Raw genomic sequence first — 25,172 nt, 5'->3', positions numbered from 1 at the left:
CGTCTCGCTGCGCTCGCTCAGGAACCGAGCGTCCTCCGTCTCGCCGTGCTCGCTCGGGAACCGGGCGGCAGTGACGTTAGACCAGTTCGTACACCGTGGCGTTGGCCATGCCGCCGCCCTCGCACATCGTCTGCAGGCCGTAGCGGATCCCGTTCTGCCGCATGTGGTGCAGCAGCGTCGTGGTCAGCCGGGCGCCGGACGCGCCCAGGGGGTGCCCGAGCGCGATCGCCCCGCCGCGCGGGTTCACGAGCTCCGGGTCCGCGCCCGTCTCGCGCAGCCACGCGAGCACGACGGGGGCGAACGCCTCGTTCACCTCGAATGCGCCGATGTCGTCGAGTGCGAGCCCGGCCCGCTCCAGCACCCTCGCCGTCGCCGGGATGGGTCCGGTGAGCATGAGGATCGGATCGGATCCGACCACGGCGACGCTGTGCACGCGTGCGAGCGGAGTGAGCCCGAGCTCGGCCGCCCGGCCGCTCGTCATCATGAGAACGGCCGCGGCGCCGTCGGAGATCTGCGAGGCGCTCCCGGCGGTCACGACGCCATCGGCGCGGAACGGCGTCGGCAGCGTCGCCAGCCGCTCGACGGTGGAATCCGCGCGGATGCCCTGATCCGCGGTGACGGCGCCCTCGGCGGTCGGGACGGCCACGATCTCCTCGGCGAACAGCCCCTCGGCCGTCGCCGCGGCGGCGCGCTGGTGCGACTGCACGGAGAACTCGTCGAGCTCGGCGCGGGTGAGCCCCCACCTCTCGGCGATGAGCTCCGCGCCCACGCCCTGGTTGCCCAGGTCAGGAAAGCGCCCGTGCATGAGCGGACCGTAGGGGTCCGCGCCGGCGACGCTGGAGAACATCGGCACCCGCGACATCACCTCGACCCCGCCGGCGACGACGACGTCGGCGTAGCCGGCGATGATCGCCGCGGCCGCGCTCTGGATCGCCTGCTGCGAGGAGCCGCACTGCCGGTCGATCGTCATCCCGGGCACGTGCTCGGGCAGCCCCGCGGCGAGGGCGGCGTTGCGCCCCACGTTGAACGACTGCTCGCCCACCTGCGACACGCAGCCCCACAGGACGTCGTCCACGAGCGCCGGATCCACGCCGGTGTCCTCGAGCATCGCACGGATCGGGTGCGTGGACAGGTCCACCGGGTGCACGCCGCTGAAGACGCCGCGCTCGGGCTTGCCGATGCCGACGGCCGTGCGGCGGGCGGCGACGATGACCGCGTCCCGGCCGGAGGTGAGAAGAGGCGTGCTCATCCAGCCATTCTCCCTCCGCAGCGCCGCCCGGGCGCGGGACGGCGTGTCCCGGAGTCCCGCGGGCGCGGCGAAGGGCCGCCGGTCACTCCACGGTGACCGACTTGGCCAGGTTCCGCGGCTTGTCCACGTCATGCCCCAGAAGGACGGCCGCGTGGTACGCGAGCAGCTGCGTCGGGATCGTCAGCAGGATCGGATCCAGCTCAGGCTCGTTCTTCGGCACGACGATCGTCCGGACGTCGAGGTGGCCGAGATCGACCCCGGCGTGCGTGATCGCGATCAGCGGCCCCTTGCGCGCGAGGATCTGCTCGGCGGCGGCGAGGTTGCGATCGGTCAGCTCGTCCTCGGGGATCACGGCGACCGTGGGCATCTCCGGGTCGATCAGGGCGAGCGGGCCGTGCTTGAGCTCGCTCGCCTGGTATGCCTCGGCGTGGATGTAGCTGATCTCCTTGAGCTTCTGCGCGCCCTCACGCGCGACCGGGAAGCCCCGCACGCGACCGATGTAGAACGCGCTCTGCGCCTTCGCTACGTCGTCGGCGACCCCGGCGATCGACTCCGCGCTGTCGAGGATCTCGCGGATCTGCTCCGGGATGCGCTGCAGTCCGCGCAGGATCCGCTGGCCGTCCGCGTGCGACAGGTCGTGCAGGCGGCCCAGGTGCAGCGCCAGCAGGGCGAAGGAGAGCGCCATGTTCGTGAGCGCCTTGGTCGAGGCGACCGAGATCTCCAGGCCGGCGTGCAGATAGATCCCGCCGTCGACGGTGCGCGCGATCGTCGAGCCGACGACGTTCACGACCCCGATCACGCGGCCGCCCTTGCGCTTGATCTCCTCGACGGCGAACGCGGTGTCGGCGGTCTCGCCGCTCTGGCTGACCGCGACGTAGAGCGTGTCCGACTCGATGATCGGCTGGCGATAGCGGAACTCGGAGGCGGCCTCGGCGTCGGCCGGGATGCGCGCCAGGTCCTCGATGAGCTGCGCGCCCAGCTGACCGACGTAGTAGGCGGATCCGCAGCCGAGGATCTTCACCCGGCGGAAGCCGCGCAGCTCGCGCGGATCCAGGCCGAGGCCGTCCAGGCGGGCCGTGGCGAACCGTTCGTCCAGCCGGCCCCGGAGCACCGTCGCGGCGGCCTCGGGCTGCTCGTGGATCTCCTTGAGCATGTAGTGCCGGTAGCCGCTGAGCTCCAGATCCTCCGCGGCGACGCTGATCTCGACCGGCTCCGAGCTGGTCGGGCTGTTGCCGCGGTCGAAGGTGCGGAAGCTCGTCGCGGTGACGGTCGCGAGCTCGCCGTCGTCGAGGTGCACCACCTGGTTGGTGTGCCGGACGAGTGCGGCCACGTCGCTGGCGACCAGCATCTCCTTGTCGCCGACGCCGATGATCAGCGGGGAGCCGCTGCGCGCCAACACGATCCGGTCCGGGTGCTGCTCGTCCAGCACCGCGAGTGCGTAGGTGCCGGTGATCCGGCCGAGTGCGGCGAGCACGGCCTCCTCGAGCGTGGGGGCGTCGGCCTGAGCGATGAGATGCGCGATGACCTCGGTGTCCGTGTCGCTGGACAGCTCGACCCCGGACTGCGCGAGCTGGGTGCGCAGCGCCGCCGCGTTGTCGATGATGCCGTTGTGCACCACGCTGATGCGCCCGTCCTGGCTGCGCTGCGGATGCGCGTTGTGCTCGACCGCGGGGCCGTGCGTCGCCCAGCGGGTGTGCCCGATGCCGACAGTGCCGGACAGGCGCTTGGGCAGTGCGGCCTCGAGCTCGCGCACCCGGCCCACGCGGCGGATCGCCGTCGTGCCCTTGGCTCCGAGGACGGCGAGGCCGGCCGAGTCGTAGCCGCGGTACTCGAGGCGGGTGAGGCCTTCGACGAGGACGGGGGCCGCGGCCTGGTGGCCGATGTATCCGACGATTCCGCACATGGGGAGCTCCTCAGGGGTTCGGTGGCGGTGAAGAAGGCGGCGGCGCGCTCAGCCGTAGACGATGCGGCGCAGCTGCCGTTCGGACAGCTCCGGAGCCGCGACCCGGCGGCCGCGGAGCTCCGCGGCGATGAGCGCGAACGCCTCCGCGTTGCGCGTGCCGTAGAGCTGCAGCTCGGCGTGGCGGCGCCGCACATAGGCCTCGACGGGCTCGTCGTACCAGGCGAGCACGTCGTCGACGACCCGCGCGGCGACGCTCGCCGGCAGACCGGTCGATGCCGCGATCCGGTGGATCAGGTCATCGTCGGTCATGAGTCGAGTATGCGGACCGCGGCTCCCCAACAACAAGAATCTGCCCGATTTCGGGCAGATTCTCTGCCAATCGCCCCGGTTCCGTCCCGGGCGTTCCGATTCACAGCGCGCAAATGGCTCGATCCGACCGGCAGATGCGGTCAAGTGCGCGCTGTGAAGCAGGGCCCGGGGCTCAAAGACCCAGGCTGCGGGCGATGAGCATGAGCTGCACCTCGGTGGTGCCCTCGCCGACCTCGAGGATCTTCGAATCGCGGTAGTGCCGGGCCACCCGGTACTCGTTCATGAAGCCGTTGCCGCCGAACACCTGGGTGGCGTCGCGGGCGTTGTCCATGGCGGCCTCGCCGGCGACGAGCTTGGCGATCGCCGCCTCCTTCTTGAACGGCTTGCCCGCCAGCATCAGCGCGGCGGCGTGGTAGTAGGCGCGGCGGGCGACCTGCGCGCGGGCCTCCATCCGGGCGATCTTGAACGCGATGGCCTGGTGGCCGCCGATGTGGGTGCCGAACGCCTGGCGCTCCTTGGCGTAGCGCACCGCGTCGTCCACGCAGCCCTGCGCGGCGCCCACCGCGAGGGCGGCGATCGCGATGCGGCCCTCGTCGAGGATCCGCAGGAAGTTCGCGTAGCCGCGGCCGCGCTCGCCGAGCAGGTTCTCCGCGGGCACGCGCACGTCGTCGAACGACAGCCCGTGCGTGTCGGAGGCGTTCCAGCCGACCTTGTCGTACGGCGGCGCGACGGTGAAGCCCGGGGTTCCCGAGGGCACGATGATCGTGGAGATCTCCTTGCCGCGGTCGGTCTCGCCGGTGACGGCCGTCACCGTGACGAACGCGGTGATGTCGGTGCCGGAGTTGGTGATGAACTGCTTCGCTCCGTTGATCACCCACTCGCCGTCCGATGCCGATCCTTCCCAACGCGCGGTGGTGCGGGTGCGTCCGGCATCGCTGCCGGCATCCGGCTCGGTCAGACCGAAGGCGCCGAGGGCGGTGCCTGCCGCGAGCGACGGCAGCCAGCGCTGCTTCTGCTCCTCGGTGCCGAAACGGAAGATCGGCATGGCTCCGAGCGAGACGCCCGCCTCGAGGGTGATCGCGACGCTCTGGTCGACCTTGGCGAGCTCCTCGAGCGCGAGGCAGAGCGCGAAGTAGTCGCCGCCCATGCCGCCGTACTCCTCGGGGAAGGGCAGGCCGAACAGGCCCAGCTCCGCCATCCCCGCCACCACCTCGTACGGGAAGCTGTGCTCCCGGTCGTGCTGAGCGGAGACAGGAGCCACCACCTGCTCGGCGAAGTCGCGCACCGTGGCGGACAGTTCGCGGTACTCCTCGGGGAGTTCGGACGGGATCGCCTCGGACACGCAGATCAGCTCCTCAGTGAACGATCGGTAACTGAAATAGATGTTAGCGACCGTTCACTCGACTGTCCAGGATCGGTATCCTTGCGGGATGACCACCGCGAGGGCGCAGGGGAAGGCGCGCACGAGGCAGCTATTCCTCGACGCCGCCGCCCGACTCTTCGCGGACCGCGGATTCCACGCCGTCTCGATCGGCGAGCTCGGCACCGCGGTGGGCGTCTCCGGACCCGCGCTGTACCGGCATTTCCCGAGCAAGGAGGCGATGCTCGAGGAGATCCTGCTCGGCACCAGCGAGTTCCTGCTGCAGGGCGGATCCGAGATCGTCGCCGCAGCGCACGCATCCGACCGGGAGCTGCTGGACGATCTCATCGACTTCCACCTCGCATTCGCTCTGGCGCACCGCGACGTCATCCGGGTGCAGGACCGCGAGCTCGGCACCCTGCCGAAGGCGGCGAACCGTCAGGTGCGCAAGCTCCAGCGCCAGTACCTCGACGTGTGGGCCGAGGTGCTCGGCCGGATCCGGCCCGAGTTGGCCGCAGCCGACCGGCGGGTCACGATGCACGCGGTGTTCGGACTGCTGAACTCCACCGCGCACAACACCGTCGCCGGGTCCGCGAACGAGCGCGCGATCCTCTCCGAGGCGGCCCGGCGCGTGCTCGTCGGAGGCGAGGGTCGTCCTCAGCGCTCGAGCGACAGTTCGTCGCACCCCGTCACGATGCGGGCGTAGCCGAGGACCAGTTCGCGCGCGCGACGGGGGCTCGCGGAGCGGTTGCCGCTGATGATGTGCAGCTCGTACGCGTCCTCGAGCGAGACGAAGTTCTGCGCGAGGTCGATGATCGGACCGGCGAGCCGGAAATGCCCCTGCGCCACCCCGAGCTGCAGCGCGGCGAAGTAGAGCGCGACCTGCCGGTCGTAGAGCGCCTGCAGCAGCGGGCCCATGGTGGGACTGCCCCGGCGGAACAGGTCGATGTCGTGCATCGCGATGACGAGCGCGTCGTCCTCGCCCTTCGGGATGCCGGCGTCGATCATCGCGACCAGCTGGTCCCGCGCGTCCGGGATGTCGGCGAGCGCCTGCAGCCGTCTCGTGTAGAACCGCTCGCACGCCCACGTGTAGACGTCGTCGATGAGCTGATCGAGATCGTTGAAGTGATAGTGCACGGTGCCGGTGGAGACGCCGGCGCGCTCGGCGACGTCCTGGATGCGCAGGTTTGCGATCCCGCGGTCGCGGATCGCGTCGAGCGTCGCCAGGATCAGCTGGTCGCGACGCTCCGGCGTCTTCTTCGCGCTTGCCATACGCCCATCCTCTCAGGGCGGTGAGTCGTCCCGCGGATCCGATCGGGATCCGAGTCGAATGTTACAAGTTTGATTCGCCAGTCAAAAGATTGCGCTCAGCCGTTGACTTAAAACGGATCCTACTTTTGACTGAGCAATCAATTGTTCCAATCGACGAAAGGCTCGACGATGAGTGACGGATTGCAGGAAGGCCTCGACGAAGCCGCGGGCGCGGTCGGGGCGAAAGCCCCGGGGATCGTCCCGGACGCCACGAAGTACGAGCAGCAGCTCTCCCGGGGCCTGACGTTCAAGGAGAACATCCTGATCACGCTCTCGGCGGTGACGCCGGCGTCGAGCGTGTTCATCATCGTGCCGGCGATCATCAACGGCATCGGCGGGGCGTCGGCGCTCGCCTTCCTGATCGGCGCGCTCGTCGGCGTCTTCGTCGCCCTCTGCTACGCCGAGCTCTCCAGCGCCTTCCCGATCACCGGCGGCGAGTACGCGTTCGTCGCGCGCACTCTCGGCAAGCCGTGGGGATTCGGCCTCTTCCTGCTGAACCTCGTGAGCGGCGTGCTGATCATCGGCGTGATCGCGTCGGGCGCGGGGCAGTACCTCGGGGTGCTCTCCGAGGCGCTCGGGGGAGGATGGGTCGGGATCGTCGTCATCCTGGTGACGACCGCGATCGCCTGTCTCGGCATCAAGACGAACGCGTGGGTCACCGGCGTCTTCCTCGTGCTGGAGATCGGCGCGCTGGTCGTGCTCACCGTGGTGGGCTTCCTGCACGTGAGCCAGCCGGTGTCCACCCTGTGGACGGTAGCGACGAGCGGCCCGGGAGGCGTGCTCGTGAGCGCTTCCGCCGGCCTCGTGGTGTCGTACACGGCCACCGCCCTGTTCGCGTTCAACGGCTACGGCGCTGCGGTCTACTACGCCGAGGAGACCAAGAACGCGCGCTCCACGATCGGCCGTGCGATCCTGTGGTCGCTGCTCATCGCGGTGCTCGCGGAGATCATCCCCACCATCGCGGTGCTCCTGGGATCCCGGGACCTCGCGGCGCTGGTCGCTTCCCCCGCGCCGATGACGCAGTTCCTCACCGACCGGGCGGGACCGGTCGTCAACACCCTGGTCAGCGTCGGGATCGCCGTCGCCGTGATCAACGCGGTGCTCGCGATCATCCTGCAGTTCGGCCGTACGCTGTTCTCCTCGGCGCGGGACCGCTCATGGCCCGACGCGATCAACCGGCCGCTGGGCCGGATCCACCCGAAGCTGCGCACGCCGGTGGTCGCGACGATCATCGTCGGCGTGATCGCCGCGCTCTGCCTCTGGCTCGTGCCGTTCACCGTTCTGCTCGTCGCCACGAGCGCGGGCATCGTCATCCTCTACGCCCTGGTCGGCCTCGCCGCGTTCGTGGGGCGGCTCAACCACACCACCGACGCCGCCGAGTACCGGATGCCGCTGTGGCCCGTCGCTCCGATCCTGATGACGCTCGCCACCCTCGCGATCCTCGTCATGAGCCTGATCGCCGACTGGGTGCCCGTCGCGGTCGCCGTGGGGATCTTCGCCGTCGGCCTGCTCTACTACGCGCTCTACCTGCGGGGCAAGCCGGACCGCTGGACGCTGCCGCTGCCCGCGGACGAGGAGCTCGAGGACGAGGTGCGCGGATGAGCCGGGCGCGGGCGCGAGACCTCGGTCTGGTCGGGGGCGGCGTTCCCGGACCGCACAACGCGATCACCGACGTGCCAGGGGTGGAGGTCGGCTACACCACGCTCATCGAGCAGCGGGAGTCCGCCGTGGTGCGCACAGGGGTCACGGCGATCCTGCCGCGCGGCCGTGGCGGCGCGGCGGAACCGGTGGCCGCCGGGGTGCACTCCCTCAACGGCAACGGGGAGATGACCGGATCCGTGTGGATCGCCGAGTCCGGCAGCCTCGGGACCCCGGTGCTGATCACCAACACCCACTCCGTCGGGGCGGCGCACGAGGGCGCCATCCGGTGGATGCTCGAGAACGTGCCCGGGGCGGCGGAGCAGTGGCTCCTTCCCGTCGTCGCGGAGACGTGGGACGGCAGGCTGAACGACATCAACGGTCTGCACGTGCGTCCCGAGCACGCCATCGCGGCACTGGACTCGGCCCGCGCCGGTGCGGTCGCCGAAGGCGCGGTCGGCGGTGGCACCGGCATGATCTGCTACGGGTTCAAGGGCGGATCCGGAACCGCCTCGCGCCGGGTCGGCGTGGGCGACGCGGAGTACACCGTCGGCGTGTTCCTGCAGGCGAACTTCGGCGAGATGCCGGAACTGACGGTGCGCGGGACCCCGGTCGGGTCGAGGCTCCAGCCCGACGCGGCTTCGGGAACTGCCGCCCCGGCCACGCCCGTCGCGGCAGGCGCCGCTGTCCCCCCGCAGGGGGCGGGCAGCGTCATCGTCGTCGTGGCGACCGATGCGCCGTTGCTTCCCGGCCAGTGCACGGCGATGGCGCGGCGGGTCTCGCTCGGCCTCGCGCGCACCGGCACGGCGGGGTCGCACTTCTCGGGCGACATCTTCCTCGCGTTCTCCACGGCGAACCCGGGAGCGCTGGCGAGCAGTTTTCCGGCCGAGGGCGAACGGGTCGTGCTGGATGAGCTGCGCGCCGTGCCCTGGGGGCGGATGGATCCGCTGTACACGGCCGTGGTCGAGGCGACCGAGGAAGCAGTGCTCAACGTGCTCGTCGCCGGCGACGACACCGTCGGTCACAGGCAGAGCGTGCAAGGGCTGCCGATCGAGCGCGTGCAGGACCTGCTGGGAGCGCGGGCGACCGGGTAAGGCGCGGCGACGGGAGCCGGGCAGGGCTGGTTCGCGAGACGGCGATGCGCGCGGAGAACTTTCGGAGAACGATCACGGATCCTCTTGTCCTCCCGCGGCGGCGGATCTACTCTCCCTCTGTCCGGCGCCTGTGCCGGCGCAGACCCAGAGGGAAGGTCATTCGTGTCCAAGCGCTTCGCCATCCTCGCCGTCGCGGCTCTCGCCGTCGCCGGATCGCTCCTCCCCGCCAGCGCCGCGCTCGGCGCCCCGGGCGGGTCCCCGGGCAAGCCGGGCGGAAGTCCGGGGCAGGGCAGCGCGGCCCAGGGCCCCAGCACCATCCCCGGCGGCTTCAAGCACCTCGTCGTCATCTACGAGGAGAACCACTCCTTCGACAACCTCTACGGCAAGTGGGGAGAGGTCGGTGGCGTCGCCGTGCGCGGATCCGAGAGCGTGCCGCAGGTCGGCCAGGACGGCACCCCGTACACGTGCCTGCCGCAGCTGGACGCGAACCTGGCCTCGCCGCCGCTGTCCGACACGTGTCAGGACGCGACGCACGGCATCGCGGCCAGCCACTTCGACAACCAGACCTTCACGATCGACGACTACATCGCGCCGACCGACACCACCTGTCCGCCCGCCGTCGCCGGCACACCGTACAAGCCCAACGGATGGCTGAACGGGACCGGCGCGCCCGGGGGCTGCACCCGCGACCTCGTGCACCGCTTCTACCAGGAGCAGTACCAGCAGGACGGCGGGAAGATGGACCGGTACACCACCGGATCCGACGCCGTCGGCCTGACCCAGGGCCAGTACGACACCACGAAACTGCCGATCTACCAGTACCTGCACGCTGACGGTGCACCGAACTACGTCGTCGCGGACAACTTCTTCCAGGCGGCGTTCGGCGGATCGTTCCTGAACCACCAATGGCTCATCGCGGCGCGCACGCCGCTGGACACCACGGCCACGGTCGCGAACTCCGTGCTCGACGCGAACGGCATGCCGAACAACTACCCGCAGTACACGGCGACCGGTCCGGTCAAGGACACCCAGTGGACGCAGGCGTGCCCCGGCGGCGGCAACGACTATGCGGCGGCCTGCGGCAACTTCGCCATCAACACGATCCAGCCGGCTTCCGCCCCGCACAACAGCGGCACGCAGCTGCCCCTCATCGACGACACGCAGTACCCGAACATCGGTGACCGGCTGAGCGCCGCAGGTCTCTCCTGGAACTGGTACTCCGGAGGATGGGACGACGCGGAAGCCGGTCATCCCGGGGTGAACTTCCAGTACCACCACCAGCCGTTCAACTACTTCGCCGCGTACGCACCCGGCCAGCCCGGTCGCGCGCACCTGCAGGACGAGAAGAACTTCGTCGCGGCGGCGCAGAACGGCACGCTGCCCACCGTGAGCTTCGTGAAGCCCTACGGCGACGAGAACGAGCACCCCGGATACGCGAGCGAGCCGGACGGATCCGATCACCTCGTCGATCTCATCAAGACGATCACGAGCGGCCCGGACGCCAAGGACACGCTCATCGTCGTCACCTACGACGAGTTCGGCGGACAGGCCGACCACGTCGCACCGCCCGTCGTGGACAAGTGGGGCCCGGGCACCCGGATCCCGGCGCTGCTGATCAGCAGCAAGTTCGCGGCGTCGAGCGTCGACCACACCCAGTACGACACGACCTCGATCCTCGCCACGATCGAGAAGTCGTACCACCTCGACCCGCTCGGCAGCCGTGACGCGGCGGTGAACCCGCTCTTCGCGGGGATCAGGCTCGGCCTGGCCGACGAGTGAACCGGGCGCTCCGGCCGCGGTCCGAAGGGGCGGCGGCCGGAGCGGCGCACTCTGTCCGGGTCGTCCCCGCTCTCGGCGATTCCCGCTTGACCCTGACGCGACGTGAGGGTCGAGGCTGGCCTCATGAACGATTACTACGACGCCTTCGAGATCAGCCCCGTGCCTGCCCCCGGCCCAGACGCGGTGCCGCCCGAGCCGTTTCGCGGCATCTACGGAATGCCGTCCTATGTCACGATCCCGACCACGGACCTGGACGCCTCCGTCGAGTTCTGGACCCGCGGCCTGGACTTCTTCGAGCTGTTCCGGACCCCCGGACGGGTCGTGCACCTGCGCCGCTGGGCGTTCCAGGACGTGCTGCTCGTGCTCGCCGATGAGGTGCAGGAGGCGGTGCCGGCCATGAGCATCGGCTTCTCCTGCGTGCTGCAGCAGCTCGATCCGATCGCGGACGCCTGCCGTGCCCTCCGGCCGGAAGCCGTCCGCGGACCGGCGGACACGTTCTGGAACACGCGCGAGCTGGAGGTGATCACGCCCGAGAACGTGCGGGTGGTGTTCACCGCGGCGAAGCCCTTCGTCCCCGGCACGCAGGAGGCGCAGAACCTCGAGGCGATGGGCATCTCCGGTCCCGCCGGATCCGACGGCGGGCACAATGAGGGGGATGACTGATCCCCGCGCCCTCGCCGGCTCCCGAGCAGCCCCGGCATCCGCGGACGGGCTGACCGTCGGCCGCGTCGCGGACGCCCTGGGCCTGACCGTGCGCACGCTGCACCACTGGGACGGGATCGCGCTCGCCCGCCCGTCGCTGCGGACGACGGGCGGGTACCGCCTGTACACGGCACAGGACGTGGAGCGGCTGCAGCGGATCGTCCTCTACCGCGAGCTCGGGCTCGGGCTGTCCGCCATCCGCACGCTGCTCGACGATCCGCAGGCCGCAGCGCCGGCGGAGCTGCGGCGCCACCAGGAGCGGATCCGGGAGCGCATCACACGGCTCGAGCAGCTGGACACCGGCCTGAGCCGCATGATCGCGGCCCACGAGCGCGGGGTGCTGCTCACGCCCGAGCAGCAGCGGGCGGTGTTCGGGCCCGACTGGGATCCGGCGTGGATCGAGGGGGCGCGGGCGCGCTGGGGAACGACGGCGCAGTGGGCGCAGTACGCGGAGCGGTCGGCGGAACGCAGCCCCGAGGAGTGGCAGGCGATCGGCGGCGCCATGACCGAGGTCGAGCAGGCGCTCGGCGACGCGTTCGACGACGGCGTCGCCCCGGGCGACCCCGCCGCGGACCGTCTCGTCGACCGTCACCGCGAGGCGTTCTCCGCCTTCTTCCCCCTCAGCCGCTCGATGCAGGTGTGCCTGGCCCGGATGTACCAGGCGGATCCGGCTTTCGCCGCGCACTACGACGGGATCCGCCACGGTCTCGCGGACTGGTTCCGCGCGATCGTCGATGAGAGCGCCCGTGCGCATGGCATCGATCCGGACACCGCGACATGGGAGTGACCGCTACCGGCCGAGGATCGCCCGGGCCTGACGCAGCACGGGCTCGTCGACCATCCGGCCCTCGAACCGGAACACCCCGGGCTGCCGCTCGGCCTCGGCGAGCACGCGCTCGGCCCACGCCCGCTCCTCCGGCGGCGCGGCGTAGCCCGCCCGGATCACGGCGACCTGGCTCGGATGTATGCACGCGGTGGCGTCGAAGCCGCTCGCCACGGCGTCCGCCACCTCGGCGCGCAGGCCGTCGGCATCGGCGATGTCGAGATGGACCGCGTCGACCGCGGTCCGCCCGAACGCCTTCGCGGCCAGCAGCACGCGGGAGCGCGCATGCCGGGCGACGTCGCGGTAGCGTCCGGCGTGCGGGCCCGCGGTGAGGCGGCTGGACCGCCCGCCCATGCTCGCGACGAGATCCTCGGCGCCCCACATCAGCCCGGCCGTGGCGGGGTGCGCCGCAATCTCCTCGGCGTGCACGACGCCGCGCGCGGTCTCGCACAGGGCCAGCACCCGCAGGCCCGCGGCGTGCAGCGCGTCCAGATCCGCGGCGGACTCGGCCTTGGCCAGCATCGCGGTGCGGTACGGCGTGCGGGCGAGGGCCGCGAGGTCCAGGGCATGATCGGGGGTGCCGGCCGGGTTCACGCGCACGATCGTGCGCTCCGGGTCCAGCGCGGACGCGACGAGCCGCTCGCGGGCGGCCGGCTTGTCGTCGGGCGCGACGGCGTCCTCCAGATCCAGGATCACCCCGTCCGCGGCGGCGAGCGCCTTCGCGTACCGGTCGTCGCGGTCGGCGGGGCAGAACAGCAGCGCGGGGCCGGCGAACGGGCGGCCGCTGAGGGCGTCCGAGGGCGTGGCCATCAGGTGCTCGCCTCCCGGGGGAGGCACTGCATGAGCGTGGACCGGGTCGCCCGCGCGACGACCGTGCCGTCCTGATTGCGGCCCGTGTGCGCGAACTCGACGATGCCCTGCCCCGGCCGCGACGAGGAGAGCCGTTTCGAGACGATCAGGGTCTCCGCGTACAGGGTGTCGCCGATCCGCACGGGTGCGGGGAAGGAGACCTCGGAGAAGCCGAGGTTGGCCACGATGGTGCCCATCGTGAGCTGGGCCACCGAGAGCCCCACGAGCGTGGAGAGGGTGAACATGCTGTTCACGAGGCGCTCGCCGAACTCGGTGCCGGCGCTCCAGGCCGCATCGAGGTGCAGCGCCTGCGTGTTCATGGTGAGCGTGGTGAACAGCACGTTGTCCGCCTCGGTGACGGTGCGCCCGGGGCGGTGCAGATAGACGGCGCCCTCCTCGAACTCCTCGAAGTACAGCCCGCGTTGCTCGATGCGCTTCCCGCGCACTCTGTCTTCCTCTGGTCGCTCTTCCGCTGGTCGCTCGATGCGGCTCATGGCGCCTCCTCTGCATCCGGCGTGATGGTGGCGAGGGTCTGCCCGCGCGCGACCGTGTCGCCCTGTGCGGCGTGCAGGGCCACGGTGCCGGCGACCCCGGCGCGCAGCACGTGCTCCATCTTCATCGCCTCGACCACGAGCACGGGGTCGCCCGCGTCGACGTGCGCGCCGTCCGCCGCGTGCACGAGCACCACGGTGCCCGGCATGGGGGAGTCCAGGTGCGGGCGGCTCTCCGCCGCATCGCCGCCGGCGTGCACGCGTCGCTCCACGGCCACCTCGAACACGGCCCCGCCGTGCGCGATCGAGACCCGTCCGGATCCGGCCACGAGCCCCGCGACCGTGCGCGTGACCCCGTCGATCGTGATGGTGCGGCGGAGGTCGCCGGCGGGCAGCGTCGCGGGTGCCGCCGGGGCGCCGTCGACCGCGACGGTCAGGCCGGATCCGGATCCGGTGACGAGCACCTCCGCGTGATGCTCGCCGCAGGCCAGCGGGTAGCGGCGCGGCGCGGCGGCGCCGAGGCGCCAGCCGTCGCGGCGAGCCCACGGCCCGGTCACACCGGTCCCCGAGCCCGCCGAAGGGGCGTGCGGCGACCTGGAAGTCCCTTCGACGAGCTCAGGGACCGCGCCGTCGAGCAGCAGGGCCGCCTCGGCGAACAGCCGGGCGTCGGGCTCGGCGAACACGAGGTCGTCGAAGCGGCGGGCGATGAGGTCCGTGTCGAGGTCGCCGGCCGCGACCTCGGGCAGCTCGAGCAGCGCCCGCACGAACTCGACGTTCGTGGGGAAGCCGAACACGGCGGTCTCATCGAGCGCCCGGATGAGGCGCCGCCGGGCCTGATCGCGGTCGGCGCCGTGCGCGATGACCTTCGCGAGCATCGGGTCGTAGTCGGTGGAGACGTCGAGTCCATCGGCGATGGCCGTGTCGACCCGGATCCCCTCTCCGGTCGGGTGGATCACGCGCTCGACCCGGCCGCCCGTGGGCAGGAAACCGGCCGAGGGATCCTCGGCGTACACGCGGGCCTCGATGCTGTGACCGTGCAGCCGTACCTCGTCCTGGGTGAACGCGAGCGGCGCGCCCGCGGCGATGCGCAGCTGCTGCTCCACGAGATCCAGGCCCGTGATCTGCTCGGTGACCGGGTGCTCGACCTGCAGCCGGGTGTTCATCTCCATGAAGAAGAACTCGTGCGGCCGTGCGGACTCCACGATGAACTCGACGGTGCCGGCGCCGCGGTAGTCCACGCTGCGGGCCGTCTCGCACGCCGCCGCGCCGATCGCGGCGCGCGTCTGCTCGTCGAGCAGCGGAGAGGGCGCCTCCTCGATGACCTTCTGGTGCCGACGCTGCAGCGAGCACTCGCGCTCGCCGAGGTGCACCACGTTCCCGTGCGCGTCGGCGAGCACCTGCACCTCGATGTGCCGCGGCGTGGTGAGGTAGCGCTCGAGGAACAGCGCGTCGTCGCCGAAGCTCGCCGCGGCCTCGCGCCGGGCGGCCGCGATCGCGCCCTCGAGCTCCGACGCCTGCGTCACGACGTGCATGCCCTTGCCGCCGCCGCCGGCGGACGGCTTGATCAGCAGCGGGAAGCCGATCTCCGGCGCCGCAGCGACGAGCTCGGCGTCGGAGAGCCCGGGGCGGGCGATGCCGGGGACGGTCGGCACACCGCGCGCGGTGACCGCCAGCTTCGCGGTGATCTTGTCGCCCATCGTGCGGATCGCCTCCGCCGTGGGACCGATGAACACGATCCCCGCGTCGGCGCAGGCCTGGGCGAAGGCCGCGTTCTCGGCGAGGAAGCCGTATCCGGGGTGGATCGCCTGGGCGCCCGTGGCGCGAGCAGCCGCCAGCACCGCGTCGATGTCCAGGTAGCTCTGCGCGGCCGGGGCGGGGCCGATCCGCACGGCGATGTCGGCGAGGGCCACATGCCGCGATCCGGCGTCGGCGTCGCTGTAGACCGCGACCGAGCGGATCCCGAGACGGCGCAGGGTCTGGATGATGCGGCAGGCGATCTCGCCGCGGTTGGCGATGAGGACGGTGTCGAACACGTCGACAGGCTCAGTGCGGCGGAGGGCGGTGTCGGTCATCGGATCACATCCGGAAGACGCCGTAGCCGGTCCGCGGCGCGGCCGCGCCGGCGACGGGCGCATCGGTCGAAGGGGCGCGCAGGATCACGTCGAGCGCGAGGCCGAGCACGTCGCGGGTCTGGTCAGGCTCGATGATCCCGTCGTCCCACAGCCGCGCGGTGGAGTAGTACGGGCTGCCCTGCTCCTCGTAGGCGGCGCGGATCGGGGCCTGGAAGGCGGCCTCCTCCTCGGCGGACCAGGATCCGCCCGCCGCCTCGATCTGGTCGCGCCGCACGGTCGAGAGCACCGACGCGGCCTGCGGACCGCCCATGACCGAGACCCGTGCGCCGGGCCAGAGCCACAGGAACCGCGGCGAGTACGCGCGTCCGCACATCGAGTACGTGCCGGCGCCGAAGGATCCGCCCACGACGACCGTGAGCTTGGGCACCGACGTGGTGGCGACAGCGTTGACCATCTTCGCGCCGTGCTTGGCGATCCCGTTCGCCTCGTACTCGCGGCCGACCATGAATCCGGTGATGTTCTGCAGGAACAGCAGCGGCGTGCGGCGCTGCTCGCAGAGTTGGATGAAGTGCGCGCCCTTGAGCGCGGACTCCCCGAACAGCACCCCGTTGTTCGCGATGATCCCGACGCGGTGCCCGTGGATGCGCGCGAACGCGGTGACGAGCGTGGTGCCGTACTCGGGCTTGAACTCCGCGAACTCGCCGCCGTCGACGATGCCGCGGATGACCTCGCGCGCGTCGTAGGGCACCGTGAGCTCGACGGGGACCACGTCGAGCAGCTCGCCGGCGGGCGGATCCACGACCGCCGCCGGCGGTTCGGCCAGGGGCGGTGACTCCGGAAGGGTCGCCACGATGTCGCGGACGATCTGCAGTGCGTGCTCGTCGTTCTCGGCGAGGTGATCGGCCACGCCGGAGATCCGGGTGTGCACCTCGCCGCCGCCGAGCTCCTCGGCCGTGACGACCTCGCCGGTCGCCGCCTTCACGAGCGGCGGCCCGCCGAGGAAGATCGTGCCCTGGTTGCGCACGATGACGGTCTCATCGCTCATCGCGGGCACGTACGCGCCGCCGGCGGTGCTGGACCCCATCACGGCGGCGATCTGCGGGATCCCGTCGCGCGACATGCGGGCCTGGTTGTAGAAGATGCGGCCGAAGTGGTCGCGGTCCGGGAACACCTCGTCCTGCATCGGAAGGAACGCGCCGCCGGAATCGACCAGGTAGACGCAGGGCAGCCGGTTCTCCGCCGCGATCTCCTGCGCCCGCAGGTGCTTCTTCACGGTGATCGGGTAGTAGGTGCCGCCCTTGACGGTGGCGTCGTTGGCGACCACCATGACGTGCCGCCCGTGGATCAGTCCGATACCGGCGATCACGCCGCCGGAGGGTGCGTCGCCGTCGTACATGCCGTAGCCGGCGAGAGGCGCGACCTCGAGGAACGGGCTGCCCGTGTCGAGCAGGTGGTCGATCCGATCGCGGGCGAGGAGCTTGCCGCGCTCGGTGTGCCGCAGGCGTGCCTTCTCAGGGCCGCCGAGCGCGGACTCGGCCCGGCGCACACGCAGCTCGTCGACGAGCTCGCGATACGTGGGCACGGTGCCCGCGGCGGCGACGCTCACCGGCGCGGCGCTCGGCGCGGATGATTCGGACACGGCACCCTCCATTGGGCGACTTCGCAACGGTCGTGGACTCGGAATCAGATTAGCGAGCGTTAACTGAAATGTCCACGGCCGGTGCGGAAGGGAGCTGCCGCTCAGACCCCGTAGTCCTCGAGGATCCGCTCGCGCAGCTGCACGCTGCAGGCCGCCACGGTCTCGTCCCACACCGTGGTCGCGCCGTCCTGCGCGGTGTCCGAGATCGCGCGGAGCACCCGGATCGGCACGCCGAACTGGTCGGCGACCCACACGTACGCGTAGGTCTCCATGTCGACGAGCACGCCGCCGAGTCCTCGGATCCGCTCGACCACGGCCGCGTCGTCGACGAAGCTGTCACCGGTCGCGATGACGAGGCCGTCGCGCCCGGTCGCCACCCGGGGCGGCAGCGAGACATGCTGGCCGATCACGCCGTCGAGGTCCTGCACATCATGCTGGATCGCGGCGGTGATCTCGTACACGCCGCCGGGGAGGCAGGGATCCACGCCGCCCGCGGTGCCGACGACGACGACCTCCTCGTACGCGGTGGCGTCGAGCGCGCGGGTGAGACCGTAGGTCGCCTTCAGCTTCCCGGGGCCTGTGACGAGCCGGTCGAAGCCCGGGAGCTCCGCGGGGAAGGCCTGCAGTTCGGAGGCGAGGGCGGCGACGAGGAGTCTCATGGATCCATCCTCCCGCATGTTCACACACGCGAAACGTCGTCGTTGGATACTGGATCCACGACCGAAGGAGAAGCATGACGCTGCAGCAGGACATCGCCGCCGACCTCGGGGTCCGCCCCGACATCGACCCTGTCGCCGAGATCGACCGGCGCGTCGGCTTCCTCGTCGACTACCTGCGGCACACGGGTGCGAAGGGGTACGTGCTGGGCATCTCCGGCGGGCAGGACTCGACGCTCGCCGGGCGTCTGGCTCAGCTGGCGGTCGAGAAGGTGCGCGCCGAGGGCGGCGACGCGACGTTCATCGCCGTGCGCCTGCCGTACCGGGTGCAGCACGACGCCGACGACGCCGCCGCGGCCATGGCGTTCATCGCTGCGGACGAGGGCGTCGAGGTGAACATCGAGCACGGCGTCGACGGACTCGAGAACGATCTCGAGGCGGCCGGGCTGGAGGACGTCGCCGACTTCCACCGCGGCAACATCAAGGCGCGCTTGCGCATGGTCACCCAGTACGCCATCGCCGGGCAGCGGCAGATGCTCGTGATCGGCACCGATCATGCGGCCGAGGCCGTGACGGGGTTCTTCACGAAGTTCGGCGACGGCGCGTGCGACCTCACGCCGCTCACCGGGCTCACGAAGCGGCAGGGGCGCTCCCTGCTGCTCGAGCTCGGCGCGCCCGACCGCCTCGCCTACAAGGTGCCCACCGCGGATCTGCTCGACGGCACGCCGGGTCGCGCGGACGAGGACGAGCTCGGCCTCACCTACGTGCAGATCGACGACTACCTGGAGGGCCGCCCGGTCGAGGCGAGCGTGGCCGAGCGCATCGAGGCGCGCTACCTCGCCACCGAGCACAAGCGGCGCCAGCCGGTCACGCCCGACGACACCTGGTGGCGCTGAGCCCTGCCGCCCGGCCGTCGGCCGGTGATGTCCTTGCCCCCGTCTAGGGTCGAAGCGACGGCCTGATCGGTCGCCCCCGAACGACAGGAGCCTTCGTGCGTGTGATCATCCCTTCCGGATCCGGCAGCGGCGGATCGGACGACGGCGGCGTCGCGGACGCCCGCCCGAGGGTGATCTGGAGCGCGTCGGATCTGAAGCTCGCGGCGGAGTGCGAGTTCGCCTGGGCGCGGGCCCTCGACGCGAAGCTCGGCCGGGTCGCGCCGGTCGAGGATCCGGAGGACGCCACCCTGGCGCGGGCCGCCGCGATGGGTGACGCGCACGAGCTCGTCGTGCTGGACGACTACGTCACCCGGCTCGGTTCCTCCGAGTCCGGCGGGCCGGGCGTCGTCGCGCTGCCCAAGGTGTCGTCGACCGACGCCGAGGCGCTGGCGGAGGTGGTCGCCGACACCGTGCGTGCACTGCGCTCGGACGCCACCGTGATCTATCAGGCCGCGTTCTCCACGCCCGAGTTCGTGGGATTCGCGGACTTCCTGCGGCGCGACGACGACGGCCGCTGGCGCGTGCAGGACTCCAAGCTCGCCCGCACGGCGCGCGTGACGGCGCTCATGCAGCTGGCGGCATATGTCGACCAGCTCGACCGGCTCGGCATCCCCCGCTCGGACGAGGTCGACCTGATCCTGGGCGACCGCAGCATCTCGACGCACGCCGTGCGCGACCTGCTGCCGCTGTTCCACGTGCGGCGCGCGCGGCTGCGCGCGCTCATCGCCGACCGCCGCGTGGACGAGGGCGCTGCGGGCGCACCGCTCGCCTGGGGCGACGACCGGGGCGACCTGCAGGTCGTCGCCTGCGGGCGCTGCGCCACGTGCGAGGCCGAGGTCGTGGCGCACCGGGATCTGCTGCTCGTCGCGCGCATGCGGCCGGTGCAGCGCGCCCGGCTGCGCGCCGCCGGGATCGAGACCATCGACGAACTCGCCGTCGCCACGGAGGCGCCGGACGGCATGAACGCGGAGACGTTCGAGGGGCTGCGCGCGCAGGCCCGGCTGCAGCTCACCGCGATGGTCGCGGAAGAAGCCGGCCAGATCGCGGTCGACGCACCCCAGGAGCACCCGGTGCCGCCGTTCGAGGTGGTCTCCGCCGCGGCGATCGGGCTGATGCCGCGCCCCAGTCGCGGCGACCTGTTCTTCGACTTCGAGGGCGACCCGCTCTACACCGAGCCGGGGGAGGGGCAGCCCTGGGGGCTGGACTACCTCTTCGGCTGGGTCGACGACGCCGAGCAGTACTCGGCGCTGTGGGCGCACGACTTCGCCGCGGAGAAGCAGGCGCTGCGCGACTTCCTCGACTTCGTGGCCGCGCGCCGCGCCGCGCACCCGGACATGCACATCTACCACTACGCGCCATACGAGACCTCGCACCTGCAGAACATGGCGGAGCGGTACGGCGTCGGCGAGGCGGAGGTCGACCGGCTGCTGCGAGAGGGCGTGTTCGTCGACCTCTACCCGCTCGTGCTGCGCACGGTGCGGGTCGGATCCCGGTCGTACTCGATCAAGAAGCTCGAACCGCTCTACATGGGCGCCGAGGTGCGCACGAGCGACGTGCAGAAGGGCGACGACTCGATCGTCCAGTACGTGCAGGCGCGCGGCCTCGCCGTTGCCGGCCGCACCGCAGAGGCCGAGGCGATCCTCGCCGACCTGGCCGACTACAACCGCTACGACTGCGTGTCGACACGACGCCTGCGCAACTGGCTCGTGGGCCTCGCCCGTCAGGCCGGCGTGCTGCCGGCGCCGCCGGACGAGCCGGAGACCCGCGCGTACGAGCCCGCGCCGCTCTCGCTCGCCCTGCAGGCCGAGGCGCAGCGGGCGCACGACGCCGCCCGGGACGCGGGTGCCACAGGCGCCGCACTGGAGCAGGCCGGCCAGACGCACCGCGTGGCGGCCGCCGCGATCGACTACTTCCCGCGGGAGGCGAAGAGCTTCTGGATCGCGCACTTCCAGCGGCTGCGCGAGCCGGTGACCCTGTGGGAGTCGACGCGTGACGTGCTCCGCGTGGATCCGGATCGCTCGGTGCTCGTCCAGGACTGGGGTCAGGAGGAGGGCGCGCGCGCCATCACCCGGCTCGTCGACCTGCGCGGAGAGGTCGCTCCCGGCAGCACGGTCGGCGTCGGCGGGAGCCCGTTCGCGCTGTACGCGTCTCCGCGGCCGTTCTTCGGGGAGTTCCCGTCGCGCGTGATCCACGTGCCGCATGAGGTCGAGATCGTCGAGGTGCTCGAGGACGGATACCGGGTCCGCGAGCGCTCCGTGGGCGGCCAGACCTGGGATGAGCTGCCGCTTGCGCTCACGCCCGCGGCGCCGCCCCGGGTGAACTCCCTGCAGGCGGCGATCGAGGAGTGGGCGCAGGCTGTGCTCGATGCGGCGCCCGGGTTCCCCGAGGATGCGGCCACGGACGTGCTGCGGCGGGCTGTTCCGCGGACCGTCTCGGGAGCGCCGATCCCCGTCGCCGACGGCGACGCGGCGGACGCCATCGTGCGCGGCGTGCTCGACCTGGACCGGAGCTACCTCGCGGTGCAGGGGCCTCCCGGCACCGGCAAGACCTACACCGCGTCGCATGTGATCGCGCGCCTCGTGAATGAGCACGGCTACCGGATCGGCGTGGTCGCCCAGTCGCACGCGATCGTGGAGAACCTGCTGGACCGCGTCGTCGAGGCCGGAGTTCCCGCGGCCCAGGTCGCGAAGGCGCCGAAGGACCCTCAGACGGATCCGGTATTCACGGCGATCCGCAAGGACGGCATGGCCGGGTACCTCGCCGAGCAGCGTGCCGCCGGTCTCGGCTGCGTCGTCGGCGGCACCGCGTGGGACTTCTCGAACACGAAGCGCGTGGAGCGCGGCGAGCTGGATCTGCTCGTCATCGACGAGGCCGGCCAGTTCTCCCTGGCCTCGACCATCGCCGTGGCCTCCGCCGCGCAGCGCCTGCTGCTGCTCGGGGATCCGCAGCAGCTGCCCCAGGTGAGCCAGGGCACGCACCCGGAGCCCGTCGACACCTCGGCGCTCGGCTGGGTGATGCACGAGCGCGCGGTCATCGACCCCGCGCACGGATCCTTCCTCGCGCGTTCGTGGCGCATGCATCCGGCCGTGGCGGTCCCGGTATCCGAGCTCTCCTACGCGGGTGCGCTCGCGTCGGCGCCGGGAGCGGAACGCCGCACGATCGACGGCGTGGAGCCGGGGCTGCACGTGCGACCCATCCGGCACCGCGGCAACGCCACCCAGGCGCCGGAGGAGGCCGCCGAGGTGGTCCGCATCGTCCGCGATCTCATCGGCCGCAGCTACACCGACGGCATGGAGGGCGCCGCTGCGCGCCCGCTCGGTCCGGCGGACATCATCGTGGTGGCCCCGTACAACGCCCAGAAGCAGCTCATCCTCGACGAGCTGGCAGCGGCCGGGTTCGGCGACGTCGCGGTGGGCACGGTCGACAACTTCCAGGGCCGGGAGGCCGTCGTGTCGATCACATCGCTGGCCGCCTCGAGCGGACGCGACGCCCCGCGCGGCCCGGAGTTCCTGCTGCTGCAGAACCGGCTGAACGTGGCGATCTCCCGGGCCAAGGTCGCCGCGTACCTGGTGCACTCGCCGGCGCTGCTCGACGACCTGCCGCGGACGCCCGACGGCGTGGCGCGGCTCAGCGCGTTCGCGCATCTCGTAGGCGCGGATCGCGACACCGACGTCCCGTCCGATGCGTCCGGGGTGCTCGTCGCCGTCGGCGCGTCAAAGGGCGCCGATGCACTCTGAGGCGGAGATCGCCCGCGCCTCCGCAGCCTGGGTGTGGTTTCCGCGCGACAGCGAGGAGGAGAAGTCCGAGCTGCAGCTCGTCCGTTACCCGGCCCGCTTCGGCGGTGGCGTGCGCGGATCCCAGGTCGCGTCGGATCTGGATGCGGCGTCTGTGCTCGATCGCGCGATCGCGCGCACCCGCGAGTGGGGTGAGGATCGGCTGATCTTCTGGACGAATGCGTCCGACAAGCCCGACCTCGAGGATGAGCTGCGGCGCCGGGGCGCGGTCCACGAAGACACGGTGACGGTCTTCGCGCGGCCGATCCCGGGGGATCCGATCCCGGTTCCGGAGGAGATCAGCACCGTGGTGGTCGGCACGCTCGACCACGTGCGGGATGTCGATGCGATCAACGCTCCGGTCTGGGATCAGCACCCCTTGGACAGAGCCGGTCTGCAGGCCGAGCTGGCGGAGATCGCGGCAGCAGCTGCTTCCGGCACAGGGTTCCGAGTGCTCGCCCGCATCGACGGACAGCCCGTGAGCACAGCCGGCTGCACGATCGTCGGCGACTTCCTCCGGCTCTGGGGCGCAGCCACGCTGCCGGCCTTCCGCGGCCGAGGCGCCTACCGTGCGGTTCTGGCGGAGCGCCTGCGTCTCGGCGCCGCCTTCGGCGCCGAGACGGCGCTCGTCAAGGGGCGGGTGGAGACGTCGGCGCCGATCCTCGCGCGCTGCGGGTTCACTCCGTTCGGCGAGGAGCGCTGCTACGCGCTGACGGTGTAGGCGCACGTGTGGACCGTCGCGTCGCCGGCCTGTTCCATCTGGCGGGCGGTGTCACGGACAGCGGAGGAATCGGCCGGATCCGTCGGCCATTCGTCACAACCGCGGCCACACGGGCCCGGATCAGACCGTGCCGTAGAGGCGGTCGCCGGCGTCGCCGAGACCGGGCACGATGTAGCCCTTGTCGTTCAGGCGCTCGTCGAGGGCGCCGAGCACGAGGGTGACGTTGCGCTCGCCGACGAGCTGCTCGATGGCGGCGACGCCCTCCGGGGTGCCGAGGAGGCAGATCGCGGTGACGTCGTCGGCGCCGCGGTCGAAGAGGAACTGGATCGCGGCGGCGAGCGATCCGCCGGTCGCCAGCATCGGATCGATGGCGAAGCACTGGCGCCCGCTGAGGTCCTCGGGGAGGCGCTCGGCGTAGGTCGTCGGCTCGAAGGTCGTCTCGTCGCGGACCATGCCGAGGAAGCCGACCTCGGCGGTCGGCAGCAGCTTGACCATTCCCTCGAGCATCCCGAGGCCGGCGCGCAGGATCGGCACGACGATCGGGCGCGGCTCCGAGATCTTCACACCCGTGGTGGTGGTGATCGGGGTGGTGATCTCGATGGGCGTGACCCGCACGTTGCGCGTCGCCTCGTAGGCGAGCAGCGTCACGAGCTCCTCGGTGAGCTGGCGGAACACCGGCGACGGGGTGCGCGCATCGCGCAGCACCGACAGCTTGTGGGTGATGAGGGGGTGGTCGGCCACGTGAACGCGCATAGAGACAGAGTATCCGGTGACGGCAGTGCGGCTGGGGAGGGTCTGCGCGACACCGGGAGCTCAAGCGTCCGCTCGGGCTGGTGCGCGCTCCGCGGATCCGGATGGCTCGTGGGTCAGACTGGCCACGTGCGTCGCATCGATATTGCCGCCCCGGAGGGCGTGCGGTGGATCCCTTCCCGGCAGACCGGCACGGGAGTTCTGGTCGTCGCGGGTTCGAGCGGTCGGATCGACGAAGCGCGTGCGCGAGTTCTTGCAGAAAGGGGAGTCCTCGCCGAATCAATGCGATGGTTCGGTGGTCCGGGGCAGCCCCGTGGGCCATGGGATGTGCCCCTCGAAGTCTTTCTGAGACGCATCGACGATCTGAGTCGCGACTGCGACGAGGTGTGGATGATGGGCACGTCCTTCGGATCGGAAGCGGCCCTCCTCTGCGGATCGCTCTCGCCTCGGGTCGCGGGGGTGATCGCCTTCGCTCCGTCCGATGTCGTCTGGGCCGGGTATGACGGCCGACGCGAGACGTCGCACTGGACGCTCGAAGGACGACCTCTGCCCTACGTCCCCATCGATTGGGATGGTTACGTCGAAGAGGATCCGCCTCGCTTCAGGGCCCTGTATGAACGGTCCCTCCGCACGCAGTCGACCCGAGCCGCGGATGCCGCCATCGCCGTGGAGCGCGTTCCGCGTCTGATCCTGGTCGCGGGTGGCGATGACCAGGTCTGGCCGAGCTTGGAGAGCGCCGATCGCATCCGGATCAGGCGCGCCAGGCATGGCCTCGAAACGACCGTCGTCACGACGCCGGACGCGGGACACCGAACGATCCTCCCCGGCGAGCAGCCCGTGACGGCGGGCGTATCGATGGCTCGGGGTGGCTCGGAAGCCGCGGACAGGCGACTCGGCGCGCTCGCGTGGAACGCCATCGAGGCGGCATGGGGCAACCAGCGGCAGTAGGCGATCCGAGTGCGGGTGCTCTGCGCTACAGCGTGCTCCCAGCGAGGAAGTGCCAGCCTTACCACCACCAGATCACCCTCACGGCGAAGCTCTCCGGCGATGTCGAGCGCTCGCCGCGACGGCCGGCGGCGGTGCGGATAGGCTCGTCCCACGGAGGACCCGGTGAGCAC

At 71.4% G+C, this 25,172-nt stretch carries 21 protein-coding genes; 10 read left to right on the top strand and 11 right to left on the bottom strand.

Annotated elements, in window-relative coordinates; genetic code table 11:
* Positions 1–76 precede the first annotated feature (76 nt).
* The 4 genes from AERO9AM_RS15145 to AERO9AM_RS15130 form a co-directional block, all read right to left on the bottom strand.
* Positions 77–1,249, bottom strand: coding sequence for a thiolase family protein (locus AERO9AM_RS15145; protein WP_159576891.1), 1,173 nt, complete (start codon positions 1,247–1,249; stop codon positions 77–79).
* An 82-nt stretch (positions 1,250–1,331) separates the two neighbouring features.
* The gene (gene glmS / locus AERO9AM_RS15140; RefSeq protein ID WP_159576890.1) at positions 1,332–3,152 is read right to left on the bottom strand and encodes a glutamine--fructose-6-phosphate transaminase (isomerizing); all 1,821 of its coding nucleotides are present in this window, start codon (positions 3,150–3,152) and stop codon (positions 1,332–1,334) included.
* Between the two features lie 48 nt (positions 3,153–3,200).
* The gene (locus tag AERO9AM_RS15135; RefSeq protein ID WP_159576889.1) at positions 3,201–3,461 is read right to left on the bottom strand and encodes a hypothetical protein; all 261 of its coding nucleotides are present in this window, start codon (positions 3,459–3,461) and stop codon (positions 3,201–3,203) included.
* 172 nt (positions 3,462–3,633) lie between these two features.
* Positions 3,634–4,803, bottom strand: a complete 1,170-nt coding sequence (locus AERO9AM_RS15130) for an acyl-CoA dehydrogenase family protein (protein WP_159576888.1) — start codon at positions 4,801–4,803, stop codon at positions 3,634–3,636.
* Positions 4,804–4,891: 88 nt separating this feature from the next.
* On the opposite strand from AERO9AM_RS15130, the gene AERO9AM_RS15125 reads away from it, so the two are divergent.
* Entirely contained in the window at positions 4,892–5,527 is a 636-nt protein-coding gene (locus AERO9AM_RS15125) for a TetR/AcrR family transcriptional regulator (protein WP_159576887.1), read from the top strand.
* On the opposite strand, the gene AERO9AM_RS15120 is transcribed toward AERO9AM_RS15125, so the two are convergent.
* Positions 5,479–6,093, bottom strand: a complete 615-nt coding sequence (locus tag AERO9AM_RS15120) for a TetR/AcrR family transcriptional regulator (RefSeq protein ID WP_159576886.1) — start codon at positions 6,091–6,093, stop codon at positions 5,479–5,481. The two genes, AERO9AM_RS15125 and AERO9AM_RS15120, sit on opposite strands and share 49 nt — an antisense overlap.
* A gap of 168 nt (positions 6,094–6,261) precedes the next feature.
* Here AERO9AM_RS15120 and AERO9AM_RS15115 point away from each other — a divergent pair, with 168 nt between their 5' ends.
* The 5 genes from AERO9AM_RS15115 to AERO9AM_RS15095 all read left to right on the top strand — a co-directional run bounded on the left by AERO9AM_RS15115 (position 6,262) and on the right by AERO9AM_RS15095 (position 12,132).
* Complete coding sequence (locus AERO9AM_RS15115) at positions 6,262–7,734, top strand: APC family permease (RefSeq protein WP_159576885.1); 1,473 nt, start codon at positions 6,262–6,264, stop codon at positions 7,732–7,734.
* On the top strand, positions 7,731–8,864 hold the full coding sequence (locus AERO9AM_RS15110) for a DmpA family aminopeptidase (RefSeq protein WP_159576884.1): 1,134 nt from the start codon (positions 7,731–7,733) through the stop codon (positions 8,862–8,864). The genes AERO9AM_RS15115 and AERO9AM_RS15110 overlap by 4 nt, the downstream gene beginning before the upstream one ends.
* 162 nt (positions 8,865–9,026) lie before the next feature.
* The gene (locus AERO9AM_RS15105) at positions 9,027–10,643 is read left to right on the top strand and encodes an alkaline phosphatase family protein (RefSeq protein WP_201298658.1); all 1,617 of its coding nucleotides are present in this window, start codon (positions 9,027–9,029) and stop codon (positions 10,641–10,643) included.
* 123 nt (positions 10,644–10,766) lie between these two features.
* The gene (locus tag AERO9AM_RS15100; RefSeq protein ID WP_159576883.1) at positions 10,767–11,306 is read left to right on the top strand and encodes a VOC family protein; all 540 of its coding nucleotides are present in this window, start codon (positions 10,767–10,769) and stop codon (positions 11,304–11,306) included.
* On the top strand, positions 11,299–12,132 hold the full coding sequence (locus AERO9AM_RS15095; protein WP_159576882.1) for a MerR family transcriptional regulator: 834 nt from the start codon (positions 11,299–11,301) through the stop codon (positions 12,130–12,132). Before AERO9AM_RS15100 ends, AERO9AM_RS15095 begins: the two co-directional genes overlap by 8 nt.
* Before the next feature lie 3 nt (positions 12,133–12,135).
* Here AERO9AM_RS15095 and AERO9AM_RS15090 read toward each other — a convergent pair whose 3' ends face one another.
* The 5 genes from AERO9AM_RS15090 to AERO9AM_RS15070 form a co-directional block, all read right to left on the bottom strand.
* Positions 12,136–12,978 (bottom strand): HpcH/HpaI aldolase/citrate lyase family protein, encoded by an 843-nt coding sequence (locus AERO9AM_RS15090; protein ID WP_159576881.1) that lies wholly within the window; start codon positions 12,976–12,978, stop codon positions 12,136–12,138.
* Complete coding sequence (locus AERO9AM_RS15085; RefSeq protein ID WP_236602635.1) at positions 12,978–13,463, bottom strand: MaoC family dehydratase; 486 nt, start codon at positions 13,461–13,463, stop codon at positions 12,978–12,980. Before AERO9AM_RS15085 ends, AERO9AM_RS15090 begins: the two co-directional genes overlap by 1 nt.
* A gap of 44 nt (positions 13,464–13,507) precedes the next feature.
* Positions 13,508–15,580 carry an acetyl/propionyl/methylcrotonyl-CoA carboxylase subunit alpha gene (locus AERO9AM_RS15080; RefSeq protein WP_159576879.1) on the bottom strand — a complete coding sequence of 691 codons (2,073 nt, stop codon included), beginning with the start codon at positions 15,578–15,580 and terminating at the stop codon, positions 13,508–13,510.
* A gap of 4 nt (positions 15,581–15,584) precedes the next feature.
* On the bottom strand, positions 15,585–17,231 hold the full coding sequence (locus AERO9AM_RS15075; RefSeq protein WP_159576878.1) for a carboxyl transferase domain-containing protein: 1,647 nt from the start codon (positions 17,229–17,231) through the stop codon (positions 15,585–15,587).
* Between the two features lie 89 nt (positions 17,232–17,320).
* Positions 17,321–17,878, bottom strand: a complete 558-nt coding sequence (locus AERO9AM_RS15070; protein WP_159576877.1) for a phosphorylase family protein — start codon at positions 17,876–17,878, stop codon at positions 17,321–17,323.
* A gap of 74 nt (positions 17,879–17,952) precedes the next feature.
* On the opposite strand from AERO9AM_RS15070, the gene nadE reads away from it, so the two are divergent.
* From nadE to AERO9AM_RS15055, 3 genes are all read left to right on the top strand, one after another.
* Entirely contained in the window at positions 17,953–18,771 is an 819-nt protein-coding gene (gene nadE / locus AERO9AM_RS15065) for an ammonia-dependent NAD(+) synthetase (protein ID WP_159576876.1), read from the top strand.
* A gap of 170 nt (positions 18,772–18,941) precedes the next feature.
* Positions 18,942–22,547 carry a TM0106 family RecB-like putative nuclease gene (locus tag AERO9AM_RS15060; protein ID WP_236602713.1) on the top strand — a complete coding sequence of 1,202 codons (3,606 nt, stop codon included), beginning with the start codon at positions 18,942–18,944 and terminating at the stop codon, positions 22,545–22,547.
* The gene (locus AERO9AM_RS15055; protein WP_159576875.1) at positions 22,537–23,304 is read left to right on the top strand and encodes a GNAT family N-acetyltransferase; all 768 of its coding nucleotides are present in this window, start codon (positions 22,537–22,539) and stop codon (positions 23,302–23,304) included. Before AERO9AM_RS15060 ends, AERO9AM_RS15055 begins: the two co-directional genes overlap by 11 nt.
* 120 nt (positions 23,305–23,424) lie before the next feature.
* On the opposite strand, the gene upp is transcribed toward AERO9AM_RS15055, so the two are convergent.
* Positions 23,425–24,057 (bottom strand): uracil phosphoribosyltransferase, encoded by a 633-nt coding sequence (gene upp / locus AERO9AM_RS15050; protein WP_159576874.1) that lies wholly within the window; start codon positions 24,055–24,057, stop codon positions 23,425–23,427.
* Between the two features lie 126 nt (positions 24,058–24,183).
* Between upp and AERO9AM_RS15045 the strand changes: the two genes are divergently transcribed.
* Positions 24,184–25,002, top strand: coding sequence for an alpha/beta fold hydrolase (locus AERO9AM_RS15045; protein ID WP_159576873.1), 819 nt, complete (start codon positions 24,184–24,186; stop codon positions 25,000–25,002).
* Positions 25,003–25,172: the final 170 nt, after the last annotated feature.

This window comes from Microbacterium sp. 8M, from assembly GCF_902506375.1.
Taxonomy (GTDB): Bacteria; Actinomycetota; Actinomycetes; order Actinomycetales; family Microbacteriaceae; genus Microbacterium.
The sequence above is the reverse complement of the archived record's forward strand: the minus strand, read 5'-3'. Positions and strand labels throughout refer to the sequence as shown.

Excerpts from the sequence above, each read along its gene's own strand:
- AERO9AM_RS15145 (WP_159576891.1), bottom strand. The coding sequence starts at position 1,249 with ATGAGCACGCCTCTTCTCACCTCCGGCCGGGACGCGGTCATCGTCGCC.
- glmS (WP_159576890.1), bottom strand. The coding sequence starts at position 3,152 with ATGTGCGGAATCGTCGGATACATCGGCCACCAGGCCGCGGCCCCCGTC.
- AERO9AM_RS15135 (WP_159576889.1), bottom strand. The coding sequence starts at position 3,461 with ATGACCGACGATGACCTGATCCACCGGATCGCGGCATCGACCGGTCTG.
- AERO9AM_RS15125 (WP_159576887.1), top strand. The coding sequence starts at position 4,892 with ATGACCACCGCGAGGGCGCAGGGGAAGGCGCGCACGAGGCAGCTATTC.
- AERO9AM_RS15120 (WP_159576886.1), bottom strand. The coding sequence starts at position 6,093 with ATGGCAAGCGCGAAGAAGACGCCGGAGCGTCGCGACCAGCTGATCCTG.
- AERO9AM_RS15115 (WP_159576885.1), top strand. The coding sequence starts at position 6,262 with ATGAGTGACGGATTGCAGGAAGGCCTCGACGAAGCCGCGGGCGCGGTC.
- AERO9AM_RS15110 (WP_159576884.1), top strand. The coding sequence starts at position 7,731 with ATGAGCCGGGCGCGGGCGCGAGACCTCGGTCTGGTCGGGGGCGGCGTT.
- AERO9AM_RS15100 (WP_159576883.1), top strand. The coding sequence starts at position 10,767 with ATGAACGATTACTACGACGCCTTCGAGATCAGCCCCGTGCCTGCCCCC.
- AERO9AM_RS15095 (WP_159576882.1), top strand. The coding sequence starts at position 11,299 with ATGACTGATCCCCGCGCCCTCGCCGGCTCCCGAGCAGCCCCGGCATCC.
- AERO9AM_RS15090 (WP_159576881.1), bottom strand. The coding sequence starts at position 12,978 with ATGGCCACGCCCTCGGACGCCCTCAGCGGCCGCCCGTTCGCCGGCCCC.
- AERO9AM_RS15080 (WP_159576879.1), bottom strand. The coding sequence starts at position 15,580 with ATGACCGACACCGCCCTCCGCCGCACTGAGCCTGTCGACGTGTTCGAC.
- AERO9AM_RS15075 (WP_159576878.1), bottom strand. The coding sequence starts at position 17,231 with ATGGAGGGTGCCGTGTCCGAATCATCCGCGCCGAGCGCCGCGCCGGTG.
- AERO9AM_RS15070 (WP_159576877.1), bottom strand. The coding sequence starts at position 17,878 with ATGAGACTCCTCGTCGCCGCCCTCGCCTCCGAACTGCAGGCCTTCCCC.
- nadE (WP_159576876.1), top strand. The coding sequence starts at position 17,953 with ATGACGCTGCAGCAGGACATCGCCGCCGACCTCGGGGTCCGCCCCGAC.
- AERO9AM_RS15055 (WP_159576875.1), top strand. The coding sequence starts at position 22,537 with ATGCACTCTGAGGCGGAGATCGCCCGCGCCTCCGCAGCCTGGGTGTGG.
- upp (WP_159576874.1), bottom strand. The coding sequence starts at position 24,057 with ATGCGCGTTCACGTGGCCGACCACCCCCTCATCACCCACAAGCTGTCG.